Raw genomic sequence first — 17416 nt, forward strand, 5'->3', positions numbered from 1 at the left:
ACTTATCGTCCAGAGATTACCGATATCGCGAGAACAGTAGAGATCAGGCCAAGCAGACCGCTGGCAATTCCACTCACTGTGCCAATGACCTGTGCCGGTGTTAGTGGGTTGGTCTTCTGAACCGGAATGATAACTTCAGCTCCTGGTTCTACACGTGGATAGACGTTGAAGAACATAAAACGACGTGTCCGATCAACTGATCCATTTGCATAAACGACAAAGGCCCGTTTACGCTGAGAGCGCTCTGTAAAACCACCCGCTTGCGAGATATAGTCCTGGAAAGTCTGTCCAGGCCGATATTTCACCGTTGTTGGTAGTAACACTTCACCCTGGATACGCACTGTTTCCAACATTTTTGGGATCCTCAGCACGTCGCCCTCCTGCAGAAGAATATCTTCTGATGAACCCGGATTAGCCATAATTCGCTCCAGGCTGATGCCAATAGATTCCTGTTTGTCGGCAACTACCTCTTCAACCTGAACATCTGTTTTCAAGTTATCATCAGCCAATTCAGTAACCGAACGCTGACGTTGTTCCAGTTCTTCGGGGCTAAGCTTAACCCGCCGAACAAGTGTAGCTCCTTTGGCGTACGCTTGCGGGGTAAGACCACCAGCAACGGTTACCAGATCGGATACTTTCTGATCTTTTGTTCTGATAGGATACAGCCCCGGAAGAATAACTTCACCTTCAACCTGTGCATATGTCTGAATCTCGTAATTAGGCGAGCGACGAACAATTACCTGATCGTAAGGCTGTAAAAAGAACTTACTTTCGTTGCTCAGTTCCAAATTGCGATCAATGCTAAACCGTTGCACGTCGGCAATCTGAGCTGACGTTGACGAAGGATCTACGTCTTTTTTGCGACGGATAACTTCGATCTGAGATACCGCAGCCGATTCGCGAAGACCACCCACTTTCACCAGTGCATCTTCCAGAGTCATGTTGGATACGTACCCAATAGAACCTGGTTTGTTTACCTCGCCTTCAATCAGAATATCGCCAAACTCAGCCAGTTCAAATTTCGAGGTTATCGTCACCAGATCTTCACGCATAAGCGGTAGGTCAGCGTCAGTACCATTCAGAATTTTTGTCAGGTCAACCGTGATATTCTCGGTTGTCATGTCTTCGCGGGTACGTACAATGTTTACCCGACCCATTAGGGCTTCGCCACGTGGTCCTTCAGCACTGGTTACTAACTCTTTCAGGGTCTTGTTCTGATCGAGTGAATAGACACCCGGCCGGAAAACGGCTCCGTTTATGGTAACCTGATTCTCGTACCGGTTCAATACCTGTTCAACTACGGCAATGTCGCCATCCTGCATCGCAAACGAGCTATACTGGTCGGCCAACACATCGATCACTTTCAGTTCGCGGTTGGTAAGCCGGGTTACTTTTATGCGGCTTTTGTAGGCATTGGCCGTGAAACCTCCCCCGTAAAACAGCAGCTTCTCCATTGTTTCGTTGGGCCGCATTTCAAAGATGTTGTTGCGACGGGTGGTCCCTTGAAGCTCAACATGCGAGATGTAGGCGGGAATACGGATGTTGTCGTTGTCCTGTACACGAACATTGCTGGGCAGTACACCGGTCAGCAGGTACTCGTATAAGTCGAGGTTGGCTACAACCCGGTTGTTACGAATCAGCTGAATGTTCCGGAAAGACCCTAAATCACTTGGTCCGCCCGCTGCATAGATTACGTTCAGGGCCGACGATAACGACGAAACAGTATACGTACCTGGTTTCACGGCCTCGCCCAGCACAGATACCCGAATACTGCGGATATTGCCGAGGGTTACTTCCAGATAGGTGTTTCTGGGACCGTAAGAACTATTTTTCAGGCCTACGTAAATTTTAGACAGCCGCTCATTGATGCGTGCTTTGGCCGCATCGATGGTAAGTCCGGCCACGTGGACCGGGCCAATGCCACTGGGCAGGTAAATATTTCCTTCCGGTGTCACAGCCTGCTTAATCGCGTCTTGTGAATAGCCGTAAATGTTAATATTCAACTGGTCGTTGGTTCCTAATATGTAGTTGGCTGGCGTGGCGATATTAATATTGGGCTGAAAGGTGGTAGCCAGAGCCGGGTTGTTAAAAATTTCGTAGCCAAACAATTTGCGGCGGGTAGTAGCCCGCTCCTGTGCTTTCAGCGCTTCCTGATCGCTTAAAAGTTCGCCTTTCTTTTCGTTCGCTTCTTCGTTTGCATTCAGAGGTACGTCACCTTCGATGGGCTGACCATTGGCATCGAGCTGGATCTGGCCATTTCCATTCTGAACGTCGCCTGTTTGCGTCCGTCCATTCGCATCTACAGCACCCTGTGTAGTCTGACCCTGACCGGTGCGTTGCTGATTCGGATTTACATTGGCTCCCTGTTGTCCAGTACGGCCCTGTTGTGTGTTACGGCCTGGTGTCTGACCTTGCTGGATGGTTCCGTTTGGCCCAACCCGCATGCCGTTTGGCAATTGTGTACCGGCCGGAATGTTAACACCGGCAGGTAACTGAATGGCACCTTGCGAACTGGAAGGCGATGACTGACCCGGGCGGCCAGTTGTGGCAGGTGCTCCTGTGCCTGTAGTGCCGCCAGAGGGCGTAATCTGAGCAGTGGTAGCGTTGACCGTTCCGAAAACTAACCCGAGAAGTGCGATTGTGCGAGTTGTAGAACGAAGATACTGGTCGGAAAGGCTGGCAAAGAAAGAAACCCGGGAATGTTGGAAATTGGGCAATTTTTGCATATTTTTAAGATGTCAACCTCATCGAAAATGAAGTCAGCTGGATGGTAATTAGTTAACGACGTTTCTTGTTTTTATGATATTTCAGCACAATCAGCGGGCAAAGTAAACGAACTTTTGCCGGATTCTAAACAGTTTTCTAGCAAGCGGGTGTATAGTGCCCCCCTGCACCTTGGGTATGATTTTTCTAATTTTCGGTATCTCGACTCAATTTTGTTTATAGATCGTTTTTTGTAGTAAACCCTCCGATTACGTCCAATATGGCAGAACAAGCACAGCCAACCGTACAATACAATGAAGATAGTATCCGCTCACTCGATTGGCGGGAGCATATTCGGCTGAGGCCAGGTATGTATATTGGTAAATTAGGTGATGGTGCCGCCGCCGACGATGGTATCTATGTTCTTCTAAAAGAAACCATCGATAACTCCATCGACGAACATGTTATGGGGAATGGTAAAGTAATAGATATTAAGGTAACAGATCACCGTATCGAGGTCCGCGATTACGGGCGGGGCATTCCGCTGGGGAAAGTGGTTGAAGTAGTCTCGAAAATAAACACGGGTGGTAAATACGATTCCGGCGCTTTTCAAAAATCTGTTGGCCTTAATGGGGTTGGAACAAAAGCGGTGAACGCACTGGCCAGCTTCTTCCGCATTCAGTCGTTTCGGGAGGGTAAAACGGTGTGGGCTGAGTTTGAGCGTGGCGTACTGGTACGGCAGGGCGAGGAGGTAACCAGTCAGCGAAACGGCACCCTGTCTGTGTTTGAACCCGACGACACGGTGTTCAAGAATTACCACTATCGGGGGCAGTTTGTATCAGACATGCTCTGGAATTACTGTTACCTGAACGCCGGCCTGGTGATGAATTTCAACGGGCAGAAGTTTGTTTCGCAAAACGGTCTGCTCGATCTGCTTCGTAGCAAACACAAAGAAGACGACCTACGCTACCCGATCATTCACCTGAAGGGAGACGATATCGAATTGGCCGTCAGTCACGGAAGTCAGTATGGCGAAGAATACCATTCGTTTGTAAATGGTCAGTACACAACTCAGGGAGGTACGCACCAAAATGCGCTGAAAGAGGCCTTCGTACGCACAATTCGTGATCACTTTGGAAAAGATTATGACGCCGCCGACATCCGGGCCAGCGTTGTGGCCGCCATTAGTATTCGCGTACAGGAACCCGTTTTTGAATCGCAAACAAAAACCAAACTGGGATCAGTCAACATGGCTCCCGACGAGAGTGCGCCATCGGTCCGTTCGTTTGTAATGGATTTTCTGAAGGATCGTCTGGATGATTTTCTGCATATGAATCCAGGCGTGAAAGACGCGCTGAAACGTAGGATTGAGCAGTCGGAGCGGGAACGGAAAGAACTGGCTGGTATCAAGAAACTAGCCAACGAACGGGCCAAAAAAGCCAGTTTGCACAATAAAAAACTGCGTGATTGCCGGGTACACTTGTCTGATCTAAAATCTGACGACCGCCTGAACACGACGCTGTTTATTACGGAAGGCGACTCGGCCAGTGGGTCTATCACCAAAAGCCGTAACGTTCAGACACAAGCGGTGTTTAGCCTTCGCGGAAAGCCACTCAATTGCTATGGCCTGACCAAAAAGGTGGTGTACGAAAACGAAGAATTTAACCTGTTGCAACATGCGCTCGATATCGAAGAGGGGTTAGAAACGTTGCGTTATAACCGCATCGTGATCGCTACCGACGCCGATGTCGATGGTATGCACATTCGCCTCTTAATGCTGACGTTCTTCCTGCAATTCTTCCCCGACCTGGTTCGGAATGGTCACCTATATATTCTGGAAACGCCGCTTTTCCGGGTACGTAACCCCAAAAATCATAAGGAAACAGCCTATTGTTATTCGGAAGATGAAAAGCAGAAAGCGACCAACAAACTGACTAAAGGCGGTAAGAAAGTGGAAATCACGCGTTTTAAAGGCCTGGGTGAAATTTCGCCTGACGAGTTTGGTCTCTTTATTGGAGAAGATATGCGTCTGGAACCCGTGATTATGGAGAAAGACGCCTCGGTGCCCAAGCTGCTAAGCTACTACATGGGCAAAAATACGCCCGACCGTCAACGCTTCATTATCGACAACCTACGCGTTGAGAAAGACGTAGAGGATGTAGCGCTGGTGTAGGGAATTGAGAATTAAGAAGTGAGAGGTAAGAGGCAAGAATCAAGAGTGGCTCTGCTGGTAGCACGATACGTCTTCTAGCAGAGCCACTCTTGATTCTTGCCTCTTACCTCTCACTTCTTGCCTATCTCCTCTTAATTCTTAATTCTTCACGCTTAATTTTACGCCATGACTCTCGAAACACTGCGTAACGATATTGACGCCCTCGACGATCAGGTTCTTGCTTTGCTGAATCAGCGGATGGAACTGGTGCGGCATGTGGGCGAACTGAAACGATCAACCAACTCAATTATATATCGTCCCGAACGCGAACGCCAGATCATTGACCGACTAGTGGCACAGAACAACGGCCCGCTCAACGAATCGGCGATTGAAGCCATTTTTCTGGAAGTATTTGCCGTGGCCCGCAACATGGAATTGCCCGAACGGGTAGCGTACCTGGGGCCGGAGGGGAGTTTTACGCACCAATGCGCCGAAAGTCGATTTGGTGCGTTGAGTGCCTATACAGCATTACCCACCATTCGGTCGGTGTTTGAAAGCGTAGAAACAGGCCGCGCCCGGTTTGGCGTAGTCCCTATTGAAAATAATCAGGAGGGGGTAGTCAATGAAACCATCGATCTGCTCAACGAGCGCGACATCAGTATTGCGGCAGAAGCGCACATTCCCGTGCACTTTACCTTCGCCACCCAAACCGAAGACCTTTCTGAATTAAAATACATCTACTCAAAAGACATCGCGTTCCGCCAGTGCAGCAAATTTCTGCAAGACACGTTCGACGGGATGAAAGTGGAATTTGTGCCGGTTGAGTCAACGTCGAAAGCCGCCAAACTCGCTGCTCAGCAACCCCACTCAGCGGCCATCTGCTCGCACATTGCGGCCAAGCTTTTTGGCGTTCCGGTGCTGTTCGACAACATCGAAGACAGCGACCTGAACCGAACGCGCTTCCTGATTCTGGCCAAGAACTTTCAGAATCAGCCCAGTGGTCAGGATAAAACGACGCTCATTGCCCGTTTGCCCGAAACCATGAAACCGGGTGTGCTGGCTACTTTTTTGCAGGAATTCAACGAGCGCAGTATCAACATTACCAAGATCGAGAGCCGGCCGCTTCGTAACGGAGCTACGTTCCAGTACTGGTTTTTGCTCGAGTGTGAAGGCCATGCGCAGGAACCGGCGCTAAAAGATATTCTGGCCAACCACGCCGCCGACCTGAAATGCCTGGGCAGTTACGTCCGGGTTTCGTAGCGCTGGTAGGGAATCGGGCCTTTGTAGAAAACAGGGCCCGTAGGTTGCATATCAAACCGCTTATAAAAGTTGGCGGCAGTTAGGCGGGCATCACAATAGATGGTACTCGCTCCCAATCGTTTCGCTTCGGCAAAAACGTGCTGAAGCAGTAACGTACCTAGTCCTTTATTTTGGTGATCGGGGTGAGTGGCAAACTTGCGAAACCGAGCCTTCTCTCCGTCAACAAAAAGCGAAATCACGGCAACCAACTCATTTTCCAGGTACGTTCCGTAATGGTAGCCCTCTTCATCCTCGTCGATTCGTACATAATCCAATGGTTTGTCGGGCCACAAAACCGAATGACGAAGCGGGTAAGTAGCTGGGGCCGTGATGGGGCTAATCTGAATGGACATAATCAGGTACGTAGTAAAATCGACCGGTATAGTAAACGAAGTACGTTGAAACTGTAAAAATACAAACATGATTGCACTCATCACTGGCGCTTCGTCGGGCATTGGCTGGGCCACTGCCGAAGCGCTTGCCAAACTCAATTACAAGCTGATTCTTTGTGGTCGCCGTCAGGAAAAATTAGATGAACTCGCCGCTCAGTTACCGGTTGAAACTCACATTCTGACGTTCGACGTGCGGGATAATGAGTCAGTGGTTACAGCTATCGAGTCGTTACCTGAAGTCTGGCAGTCGATCGATGTGCTGGTAAATAATGCTGGAAACGCCCACGGAATGACGCCTGTTCAGGATGGCGACGTACCTGACTGGGATGCCATGATTGACGGGAATGTAAAGGGTCTACTCTACGTATCAAAGGCCGTAATTCCGGGCATGGTTGCTCGTCAGCGCGGGCACATTGTCAACATGAGCAGTATTGCCGGCAAACAGACCTACGCTAATGGAGCGGTGTACTGTGCCAGCAAAGCTGCCGTAGAAGCCCTCAGCACAGGTATGCGTCTCGATCTGACGCAGCACGGCATTAAAGTCACGAATATTGCTCCCGGAGCGGTGCAGACAGACTTTTCAACGGTCCGATTCAAAGGTGATACAGATCGGGCCGCTCAGGTTTATGCCGGTTTTTCCCCGCTACAAGCCGCCGATATTGCCGATACCGTAGCCTATGCCGTCTCGGCCCCCGCCCACGTCACCATCGCCGACATCACCATCCTGGCCGCCGCCCAGTCTGCTGCTACAACCATACATAGAAAGTAATTAAGGGTTTGTGGTTTGTAGTGTGTTGTTTGTAGTTGCGCTGCTTACTTACATATTTGTGATTTAGCATCGCAACTACAAACAATACACTACAAACCACAGACTACTTCATGAACATCACCGGCTCCGGAAAAGAACAGCATACGTACGACGCTATTGTCATTGGTTCGGGAATCAGTGGAGGCTGGGCGGCGAAAGAACTTTGCGAAAAGGGCCTGCGCACGTTGGTTCTGGAGCGGGGGCGCGATGTTAAACACATTGAAGATTACCCCACAGCCATGAATAACCCGTGGGACTTTCCGCATCGTAACCGGATGCCGATGTCGTTCGATGAAGAAAATCCGATTGCCACTAAATGCTATGCGCTGGATGAAGGGACGCAGCATTTCTTTGCGAAAGACAACGAACATCCGTACGTGCAGGAAAAACCGTTCGATTGGATAAAAGGCTACCAGGTAGGTGGCAAATCGCTGATCTGGGCCCGGCAAACGCAGCGCTGGAGTAAATACGATTTTGAAGCTAATGCCCGTGATGGAGCCGCTGTTGACTGGCCCATTCGGTATGAAGATATAGCTCCCTGGTATAGCCATGTTGAGCGTTTTGCAGGTATCAGCGGCAATAAAGATGGTCTGGATACTTTGCCAGATGGCGAGTTCCTGAAACCATGGGAGCTTAACTGTGTCGAGAAAGAAGTGCAGAAAACAGTGGCTTCGCTTTACAAAGACAGGCACGTAATTATTGGCCGTTGCGCTCACCTGACCGAGCCCAAACAGATTCACTTCGATCAGGGCCGGGCGCAATGCCAGGCCCGGCACTTGTGTTATCGGGGGTGCCCGTATGGAGGCTACTTCAGCAGCAATGCATCGACCTTACCGTGGGCGGCAAAAACGGGGAAACTAACCCTGCGCCCGTTCTCGGTTGTTGAATCAATTATCTACGACGAGAAAAAGGGGAAAGCTGCGGGTGTTCGGGTAGTAGATACAAACACCAAACAGGTAACCGAGTATTTTGCCCGAATTATTTTCGTCAACGCCGCCGCGCTGAACACAAACCTGGTGCTGCTGAACTCAACATCGCGTCGATTTCCGAACGGGTTAGGAAACGACAGCGGCTTATTGGGCAGGTACGTTGCCTTTCATAATTACAGAGGTTCGTTGAACGCCACGTATGAAGGTTTCCCAGATGGATATTACTACGGCCGTCGTCCTACTACGGCCTTTATGCCGAACTTCCGAAATGTACACCGGCAGGAAACCGACTTTTTACGGGGCTATATGGTCGCTTTCAGCGCCGCTCGCGCAACAGGTGTACCCAGCGAAGAGACGTTTGGTGCCTCATTTAAAGAAAGCCTCACCAAACCGGGACCCTGGCACACCTACATGATGATGCAGGGCGAAACCGTTCCCCGCTACGAGAATCACGTGCGATTGAGCACCGATTTAAAAGACCAGTGGGGCGTTCCCCAACTGGTAACGTCGATTAGCTATACCGACAACGACGAAAAACTGTTGGCCGATTTTCTGGAGCAGGGCACGTATATGCTCGAAAAATCGGGGCATATAAACATTCGACCGAGTGATGACAAGCGTAATCCCGGCCTTGATATTCATGAGATGGGGGGCGTCAGGATGGGTAAAGACCCCAAAACGTCATTGCTCAATGCTCACAATCAGCTCCATAGTGTTAAAAATGTATTCGTAACCGATGGGGCCGCCATGACCAGCACTGGCACCCAAAACCCCTCGATCACGTTTATGGCTTTAACGGCCCGCGCCGCCAACTATGCGGTAACTGCTATGAAACGTAAGGAACTATAACCAAACGAAGCGAACGTAATGACCGCTTTGTTAGTCCAGCCTTGTATGAATTTTGGCGTATTTGGCGCGGTGATGTTTCCAGCGTTTGTGCGACCATAACCAATTAGAAGGCTGGGCCATAATGGTTTGCGTAAGCCGGTCGCGATACCTTTCCAGAATAGCCCCATTCGGCAGGTCGGTGTAGGGAGGGGCTGCCAGTAGCGAAAAAGTAGCCGTGTAATAGCCCCGCCGTATTCGAACCATATCCAGATAAACCACGGGTAATTGCTGACTACGGGCCAGCCGTTCGGTGCCCGGAAAAAAGGGCGTATCGCGGTGAAGAAAATCGGTCCAATAGGCAGTTTCAGGTAAGTTGGGCATCTGGTCGGCCACCAGGGCAATAATGCGTGGAATAGGCCGTCGGGCCACCAATTCGCGGGGGAGGCGGTTCATTGGGACCAGGTGGGCGCCAAACGTACTGCGAATCTGTTGCATCAATCGTTCGGACAATTCGTTGTGCAACGGTTTATACACACTGTCGACCGGAATGTCATGAACGAGGGTTGCCGCCGGCACCCATTCCCAATTGCACTGATGCCCTGCTGTACCCAGCAGCGTTTGGCCCTCTTTAATGTAATGCTGCACTAGCTCAGTGTTGACTGTGACCACCCGTTTCCGCATCTCATCGGCTGTCATGTGGGGTAGTTTGATCGTTTCAACCACCACATCACAGAAATTACGGTAAAAGTCACGGGCAAGCTGATGAATACGGTCATCAGAAGCCTCCGGAAAAGCATGACGCAGATTATCGAGAACGACCCGGCGACGATATCGTATAACGTAAGCCGTTAGTACGAAAAGAACGTCGGATAAGCGGTAAAGCAAGAAAAAAGGCAGACGGGCAATAAGGGTCAGAATGATCATGAACAGCAAAGATAATCTACGAAAAGGCCACAAGACAGGGAAGAGTAGGGTAGTGAGATCTAACCTTTTTGTCAGGTTGCAGTCCTGATTTTAATTTCATTTTAATGTTCGTTGAGTTCTGTATTGTATTAAACACAGATTACTTTTGTTCAGCTTAATTTTTAATAAGCTGGGCCCGTCGAATTGCACGATAGCAATTGACTTAGGCCTAAATGGTGTGGATATAGTCGGAAAGCTATTCAGGAATCCTGGGTAGCTTTTTTCACTAAACCTGCCTGTTTCAGCCTAAGCAAAGACAGCTATCGGTTACAGATACCGTTTAGTATAACCGCTTGGCCGATTATCGAATATTACTTCACTTTGGGGTAATACTAATAAATGCGCCAGCCGGAACATACAATTTTACCAGCGGTCATTCGTTAATCCAGTAGAATAGAAGACTAAAGCGGAACAGGCTTTTAACAGTTAGTACGCTACAACTTCTGCTCAATAAAACGAGCGCATTAACCCGTGCAATCTCGTGTCAGCAAAGTCTTACAGTAGGTGAGTTGTTGTTTGCAATCGCCGATTTTGTATAAAGATCCTTTACAAAGGGAAGGTTGAATATCAGAGTTTGGTGCAGCGATGTGCCTACTCTGTAATGGTGTGGATAGAAGCGGAAAGCCGGCGGAGTTTCTCCGACGGCTTTTTTGTGCCGTTCCATCAAATTAGTATTAAATCCATATTTATTATAGACTTTGTGTTGTTATCAACGAAACTATGTATTTTCGCTAGCTGTTCAAGCGTTGGTATTCAACAACTCCGTCCCTATGCGTACTGTCACCCAACTTGGCCTTTGCCTACTACTTTGTCTGGTTGCTACCACAGTTGGTCAGTCAACTGATGCCAGTGCAGATCGTATTCTGGGAAGATGGCTTTTTCCGAAAAAACAGACATGTGTCGAGATTTACCGGGAAAATGGCCGGTATTATGGGCGTATGGCGGCTATCAGTGCCAGTTGTGCCAACGATTATGGCGATATCAACAATCAGGTTGTGCTAACAAACCTATCCTACGCCAAAGATGAATGGAAGGGTGGAACCATGGTACACCCTTCGTCGGGTACTAAGTTCGATGTTGAGATGCGCTTGACAAATGCCAACACGCTGGTGGCAACGGTATACAAAGGTGTCCGGTTTATCAACAAGGAGTTGGTGCTGACCCGGCAAACAGCGCCGCTGAAATAAGCTATTCTAATCATCTTTTAAGTATTGTTCAATTCGTTTTAACGAGTTGTAGGTTATTCGGCAGGTAGCTTTGCGGTCGAATAGATATAACTCGTTATGAAAACAAGTATCGCTGTTGGGCTTTGCTGGTTGGTGACTACCGTTGGCTACGCACAACCTACACCTGTCCAACAACCAACTCCCACCGTCACAGACACGGTATCCCGTAGACAATCACCCGTTTCGACTATACCACCACCTGCGGCCGGCCCAAATGTGACCGATGACCAGATTCCGGTAAAACCAATTGCCGACCGAAACGAACTGCGTTATAATCTCAATCAGTCTGGTTCGAATTTCTTTAGGGTTACCTTCCTGAATCAAACCTGGATACGTTTCAATCAAAGCAATCCCGGTTCAACCGCGATTCAAGACCCCGCTAAACAAACCGTTGATTTTGGGTTACGACGTACCCGAATTCAGTTGTACGGGCAAATCAGCGATCGGGTATTCGTGTACTTCCAGTACGGAATGAATAATTTCAATTACCTCAACGGTTTTCCGGCATTTAACACAAACGGTACGCCATCGAACCGAAAAATAGCCGCTTTCTTTCACGACGCGTTGGGTGAATACCAGGTGGTTAAAAACCGGGATTACCTCAAAATAGGCGGTGGACTAACGATCGTCAATGGCCTGTCCCGCTTTACACAACCCAGTATTGGCACCATTACCAGCATGGACGTACCTGTGTTTGCACAAGCCACCGTTGACCAAACCGACGAGTTTGCCCGTAAGTTGACGGTTTATGCTCGCGGTCAGGTTGGTAAAATTGACTACCGGGTGGCTATAAGTGATCCGTTTCCGATTCAGACCAACGGGGCGGTACCACCTGCATTAGGGCCTAACGCCACATTTGCCTTGAAAGGCCATCATAAACAGTATCAGGCGTTTGTTGCCTATCAGTTTCTGGATAAAGAGCCGCATCAGGTACCGGGCTACATGACCGGAACGTACCTGGGTAAGAAGCGGGTGCTCAATTTAGAAGCAGGGTTTATCAATCAGAAAAACGCAACCTGGCTGAAGCAGGCTGGTTCAGTCGATACAACCTACCAAGCCATGAATCTGTGGTCGATTGCTTCGTTTCTTGATATGCCGCTGAACACCACTAAAGGCACAGCAATCAATGCGTATCTGGGCTATTTTCACACCGATTATGGCACCAATTATCTTCGTTTTAATGGCATTATGAATCCGGCATCGGGCATCACCAACACAGCGGCACCGGGCGGCGGTAGCATTGGCGGAACGCAGGGAAATGCTTTTCCTATGTTTGGTACCGGTAGCGTTGTGTATGCACAAATGGGCTACTTGATGAAACAGGATTTGTTTGGCGGAGGTAACGGTACACTGATGCCCTACGCACAGGCACAGATAGCCAGTTATCAACGGGTAAGTGAAACCTTAGGCGTATACAGCGTGGGCGTGAATTATCTGATAAAAGGGCATAACGGTAAGCTAACACTCGATTATCAGAACCGACCTTATTACCAGGCTGCTTTACTAAATGACCGTATTGTACCTGCGGGTAGGTTAGGTCAATTAACTCTTCAGTATCAGGTATTTATATAAGACAAAGCATCAAGATGTGATGCCGGGAGCGGAGACAGCCATTGCGTTGTGTCCGCTCTTTTAGTTATCAGAACAAACGAATTGTTTATAGTTGATATTTTTTACGGCATTAAATGGAGAGTAATTATAACTTTATCGTCCCGGTAGCGATTTTTCCAGCCATCAATCAACAGAGGAAGCTCTTTGTGTTGAGTAATACGCTTAATCAATTTGAGCTTTTTTACTGATCATTTAGATAAAAAGTGGCTTTGCCGTAGAGTACTCCACCGTATGTTTGAGTAAGCAGTTGCTTCGCACATGTCTAAATTATATTACATTACTTTCTGGCTGTTTATACGCTTACTGATTTGTTTCTGTTCTACAAGTATTTCGGCATTAGCCCAACAAACAACCTACGTCGTCAGCGGCACCGTGATCGATGCCCGATCGGGTGAAGGGATTCCTTTTGCGAGTGTGGCACTGGTAGGGCGCAATACAGGGGTCACATCAGACGAAAATGGCTTATTTACGTTACGCACTTCGCGCCTAACCGATTCACTGTATGTGAGTTCGATGGGCTTTGGCGTGAAACGCTTTGGGATCGATAAAAACAAGTTGATCCAGCAAGTTGTACTCAGAGTGCCCCCGGCCGGAAAGGTATTACAGGAGGTCATTGTACGAGCTGGCGAAAACCCCGCCTGGGGCATTTTGCGCAACGTTCGTAAGAATCTGGAGAAAAATGATCGTAGCCGAATCAGGGCTTACGAATACGATAGCTACGCGAAAACGAGTATCTCGCTAACGCATATATCCGACAAGCTTCGTAGTAACCCACTGATCAAGAAAGTGTTGCAAGTAATGGCTACGAAAGACTCGGTAGTCGATGATCTGGGGCGAAAAATTATGCCGCTTATGATGACTGAGTCGGTAAGCAAATATTACTACCGGGAATCGCCCGAACGCCGCCATGAAGAAATCCTGAAAACGCGCCTGAAAGGCATGGATATCGTGGAGCCCGAAATTATCTCGCAGTTTGTGGGCGGCAATGCACTTAGCTATAACTTTTACCAAAATTACATTCGGGTGCTGGGCAAAGATTTTGCTTCGCCAGTGGGAGCCGATTGGAAAGGCTGGTACGCGATGTATCTGGCCGATACCACCCGAATTGGTGATTTTGTCTGTTACGAAATTCAGTTCGACCCCAAGAACAAACAAGACCTTCTTTTTACTGGCAAAATGTGGATCGATACCACCACGTTTGCCCTGACCATGATCGAGGCAAAGGTTGGTGCCGAAGCCAACCTTAATTACGTACGCAGGATGGAACTTGAGCAGGAACTTGAACCCGCTCTGGATTCGGCAGGGGCTATGATTGGCTGGATGCCGGTAGCTATGCGTACTACGGTTGAACTGTATGGAGTTGGCAAAAACTCGATTGGGGCGCTTGCTCAACAGGTAACCCGCAATGGTGGGTTTATTCTGAATAAACCCAAGCCGCTCAGTTTCTACGATCGCCCGGTGTCGGTAGCCGACACCGCCAAAACCAACGCTATTCCCCTCGAAGAATTGGAAGGTGAATCGAAAGAGGACGCTATTGCCGAAGAACTATACTGGGCTGCCATTCGCAAAAATCTGGGTGCGGCCGATTCGCTTAGTGTAGCCGATCGTAAAGTGCAGGGAATGATTGACACGCTACGGGCTGTGCCGCTGGTGCGGACAACGGAAGTGCTGACGCGGATTGCCACCACTGGCTGGTATCGGCACGGGCCTATAGACTGGGGGCCTTATCCGTATGCAATTGCCGTCAATAATATTGAAGGTCTTCGACTACGGGCCGGGTTTCGAACAAATGGCACGTTTAGCAAAACCATGGTCATTCGGGCCTATGCAGCCTACGGAACCGCCGATGCCCGCTTTAAGGGAGGCTTTGAATACGATTATATCCTCTCGCGCCGGAAATGGACCATAATCGGAGCCAGAATAGCGTATGACCTCGAACGGCTCGGGTTTACGCCTGAATTGATCAATGGCAACAAAGTATTCTATGCCTTCAGCCGTTTTGGGCAGTATCGGGGCGGTTACTACAGCAGCAATGGCGAATTATTTGTCCGCACCGAACCGCTGAAAGGCGTTATGCTGACGGCCGCCATCGGAGACCGAACGTTTATGCCTACGTTTCCTTTTCACTACCGTACTCAGCCCGACCTGGATCACAACTCGCCTACCCGTCCTGATTTCAACGACTCGTACTGGTCGGTAGAAGCGCGGCTTTCACGAAAAGAAACATATATCATGGACGGAAACGAGCGTATACCGGTATCTACGAAGCGAACGCCGGTAATCTGGCTGAAATACACGCACGGGCATCATGCATTTGGCGGAAGTTTTACCTACAATCGTTACTCGTTCCGGGCGTTTCAGACCTTAAAGCTCGGAAAAATAGGGCGGTCGTCTTATGTAGTACAGGCTGGCTTTACGCCTTCACGGTTACCTGCTCCGTTGCTGTTTACCCATACCGGTAACCCTACCATTTTTTTTGCGCCCAATACATTCAATCGAATGCAGTTCTACGAATTTGTTAGTGATCGGTTTGTGGCTGTTCACTGGCAGCATAATTTCGAGGGGATTCTGTTCAATCGGCTCCCGCTTATTAAAAAACTGAACTGGCGTCTCTGGGCCAACGCCGATGTTCTCTGGGGTAGTCGGCAGGCACCCAACCGGCGGGTAGATGCGCCGGAAGACGTAAAACCGGGCCTTCGCCCAACGGTTTTCGGCTCACTAGACCCCAACATTCCTTATATTGAAGCGGGCTACGGCATTAGTAACATTTTCAAGCTACTTCGTATTCAGGTTGTCCACCGCCTCAATTATCTTGGTCCCCGAACCGACCGGTTTGCCATAAAAGGCGGCATTGAGTTCAGCTTTTAACAAAATGTTGGGCCGGGCCGGTCGTTTATGACCAGTTTCAACTATGTTCCCATTAAAATACCCCATCGTGTTGGCGTCGGGGTCGCCCCGTAGAAAGCAACTGTTGGCCGATGCTGGCTTTGCTTTCACTATCGAAACCCGTCCTACCGATGAAGCTTTCCCGGCCGATATGCCCGTAGAGGAGGTAGCCGAGTTTTTGGCCCGGCAGAAAGCCGCTGAATTTACCACTGATCTGGGTCAGCGCCTTGTTCTTTGCGCCGATACAGTGGTTATTCTGGATAATCAAATCTTGAATAAACCCGCTGATGCTGCCGACGCTCACCGGATGTTACGTAGCCTTAGCGGGCGGGCGCACCGGGTACGTACCGGCGTTTGTCTGCTTACACCCGAAGGAATAAGCTCTTTTACCGACGAAGCCACCGTGTATTTCGCTGACCTTACCGATGAGGAAATCGACTATTACATCCGGGTCTGTAAACCATTCGATAAAGCTGGCGCATACGGTGCCCAGGATTTCATTGGTTTAGTGGGCGTTCATCGGCTCGAAGGGTCTTTCTACACCGTGATGGGGTTGCCCACCCACCGCGTTTATCAGGCCCTGTTACCCTATCGGGCCTAAACAACGTGCTTACCTGCCGTCAGCTAAAATAATTAGTTGACGGCAGGTGGTAACGTACCTGGAAACTATGCTTTTGCTTCGGGATCACCGAATAGCTTTTGTTTCAGATCGAAGGTGTGACCGCCAAATACCATCAATATCTGGTGGCGATTGAAGGCATTTCGAATAGCTATGATGGCTTCACTTTGGGCCGCCGCCGCATTGGTTGTCAGCGGATCGATCCAGAACCAGAGAACAAACTGAATGTTGTTGTCAGCAAAACTGCGGTAGTGAAGCTCTACGTGTCTTCCTTTTACCATGAAAGGCAATGCCTGTACCGCCTCTTGCGCTACCTGCTTTGCTCTATCCAGATCATCCAGGTAAGATACTCCCGCCGATACTTCAACCCGTCGCAGTCCGTGCCGAGAGTGATTGATAATCGGTTTCTGAAAAACGTCTTTGCTGGGAATTTCTACAGTCTGTCCTTGTCCATTGTCGAGCATGATAGAGCGGACTTTCACGTTGAGTACCTTACCCGTGAACCCATTGGTTTCGATGGTATCGCCCACCTGAATAGGCCGTGCCAGTGCAATCATAGTGCCTGAAATAAAATTGGCGGTCAGGTCCTGAAACGCAAAACCAACGGCCAGAGCAATGACACCAGCCCCGGCCAATAGTGAAGTCACCGTTTTGTCGAGCCCCAGAATGCCGAGAGCCATAAACACGCCTACCGCGATAACAATAACCCGGACTACTGAACTAGTCAGCGCTACCAGCGATTGATTACTGCTCACCCGCGTGAGGCCCGCGCAAACCCAACGACTAACCCAACGGGCCACGATAATGGCGATCATCAAGATCAGCAGAGCAAGCGCTAATCGAGGAAGAAGCCGAACGGCATAGCGGGCCCAACCGGCCAATTCGGTGTAGAGTAAGGAAGCTATTTTTGAAAAATCCATTTAACAAAGGTCGCAACCAAACTGATCAACCGGGCCGAAACAAGCGTGTTTTCGCCTAACCGGCCTTGACTCCGTCTCTT

The 17416-nt window shown here is 49.3% G+C and carries 12 protein-coding genes; 8 read left to right on the forward strand and 4 right to left on the reverse strand.

Features of this window, described 5'->3' with window-relative positions; all coding sequences use genetic code 11:
• Positions 1-2: 2 nt before the first annotated feature.
• Complete coding sequence (locus ACAW87_RS03560) at positions 3-2726, reverse strand: polysaccharide biosynthesis/export family protein (RefSeq protein ID WP_370721769.1); 2724 nt, start codon at positions 2724-2726, stop codon at positions 3-5.
• A gap of 257 nt (positions 2727-2983) precedes the next feature.
• Between ACAW87_RS03560 and ACAW87_RS03565 the strand changes: the two genes are divergently transcribed.
• Both ACAW87_RS03565 and pheA read left to right on the forward strand, forming a co-directional pair.
• Positions 2984-4876 (forward strand): DNA topoisomerase IV subunit B, encoded by a 1893-nt coding sequence (locus tag ACAW87_RS03565; RefSeq protein WP_370721770.1) that lies wholly within the window; start codon positions 2984-2986, stop codon positions 4874-4876.
• A 165-nt stretch (positions 4877-5041) separates the two neighbouring features.
• The gene (pheA, locus tag ACAW87_RS03570) at positions 5042-6115 is read left to right on the forward strand and encodes a prephenate dehydratase (protein ID WP_370721771.1); all 1074 of its coding nucleotides are present in this window, start codon (positions 5042-5044) and stop codon (positions 6113-6115) included.
• Here the strand turns inward: pheA and ACAW87_RS03575 are convergent.
• Positions 6097-6576, reverse strand: coding sequence for a GNAT family N-acetyltransferase (locus ACAW87_RS03575; RefSeq protein WP_370721772.1), 480 nt, complete (start codon positions 6574-6576; stop codon positions 6097-6099). The two genes, pheA and ACAW87_RS03575, sit on opposite strands and share 19 nt — an antisense overlap.
• On the opposite strand from ACAW87_RS03575, the gene ACAW87_RS03580 reads away from it, so the two are divergent.
• Entirely contained in the window at positions 6575-7315 is a 741-nt protein-coding gene (locus ACAW87_RS03580) for an SDR family NAD(P)-dependent oxidoreductase (RefSeq protein ID WP_370721773.1), read from the forward strand. The two genes, ACAW87_RS03575 and ACAW87_RS03580, sit on opposite strands and share 2 nt — an antisense overlap.
• Positions 7316-7425: 110 nt before the next feature.
• Positions 7426-9132, forward strand: coding sequence for a GMC oxidoreductase (locus ACAW87_RS03585; RefSeq protein ID WP_370721774.1), 1707 nt, complete (start codon positions 7426-7428; stop codon positions 9130-9132).
• Positions 9133-9162: 30 nt separating this feature from the next.
• Here ACAW87_RS03585 and ACAW87_RS03590 read toward each other — a convergent pair whose 3' ends face one another.
• A complete protein-coding gene (locus tag ACAW87_RS03590) occupies positions 9163-10068 on the reverse strand; it encodes a lysophospholipid acyltransferase family protein (protein WP_370721775.1) in 906 nt (301 codons plus the stop codon).
• 776 nt (positions 10069-10844) lie between these two features.
• Here ACAW87_RS03590 and ACAW87_RS03595 point away from each other — a divergent pair.
• From ACAW87_RS03595 to ACAW87_RS03610, 4 genes are all read left to right on the forward strand, one after another.
• On the forward strand, positions 10845-11261 hold the full coding sequence (locus ACAW87_RS03595) for a DUF2147 domain-containing protein (RefSeq protein WP_370721776.1): 417 nt from the start codon (positions 10845-10847) through the stop codon (positions 11259-11261).
• A 96-nt stretch (positions 11262-11357) separates the two neighbouring features.
• Complete coding sequence (locus ACAW87_RS03600) at positions 11358-12872, forward strand: hypothetical protein (protein WP_370721777.1); 1515 nt, start codon at positions 11358-11360, stop codon at positions 12870-12872.
• A 297-nt stretch (positions 12873-13169) separates the two neighbouring features.
• Complete coding sequence (locus ACAW87_RS03605; protein WP_370721778.1) at positions 13170-15779, forward strand: DUF5686 and carboxypeptidase-like regulatory domain-containing protein; 2610 nt, start codon at positions 13170-13172, stop codon at positions 15777-15779.
• 43 nt (positions 15780-15822) lie between these two features.
• Positions 15823-16398, forward strand: coding sequence for a Maf family protein (locus ACAW87_RS03610; RefSeq protein WP_370721779.1), 576 nt, complete (start codon positions 15823-15825; stop codon positions 16396-16398).
• A 65-nt stretch (positions 16399-16463) separates the two neighbouring features.
• Here ACAW87_RS03610 and ACAW87_RS03615 read toward each other — a convergent pair whose 3' ends face one another.
• Positions 16464-17336: a mechanosensitive ion channel family protein gene (locus ACAW87_RS03615; protein WP_370721780.1), complete on the reverse strand. Its 873-nt coding sequence runs from the start codon at positions 17334-17336 to the stop codon at positions 16464-16466.
• Positions 17337-17416: the final 80 nt, after the last annotated feature.

It is taken from the genome of Fibrella aquatica (assembly GCF_041321135.1).
Lineage (GTDB): Bacteria > Bacteroidota > Bacteroidia > Cytophagales > Spirosomataceae > Fibrella > Fibrella aquatica.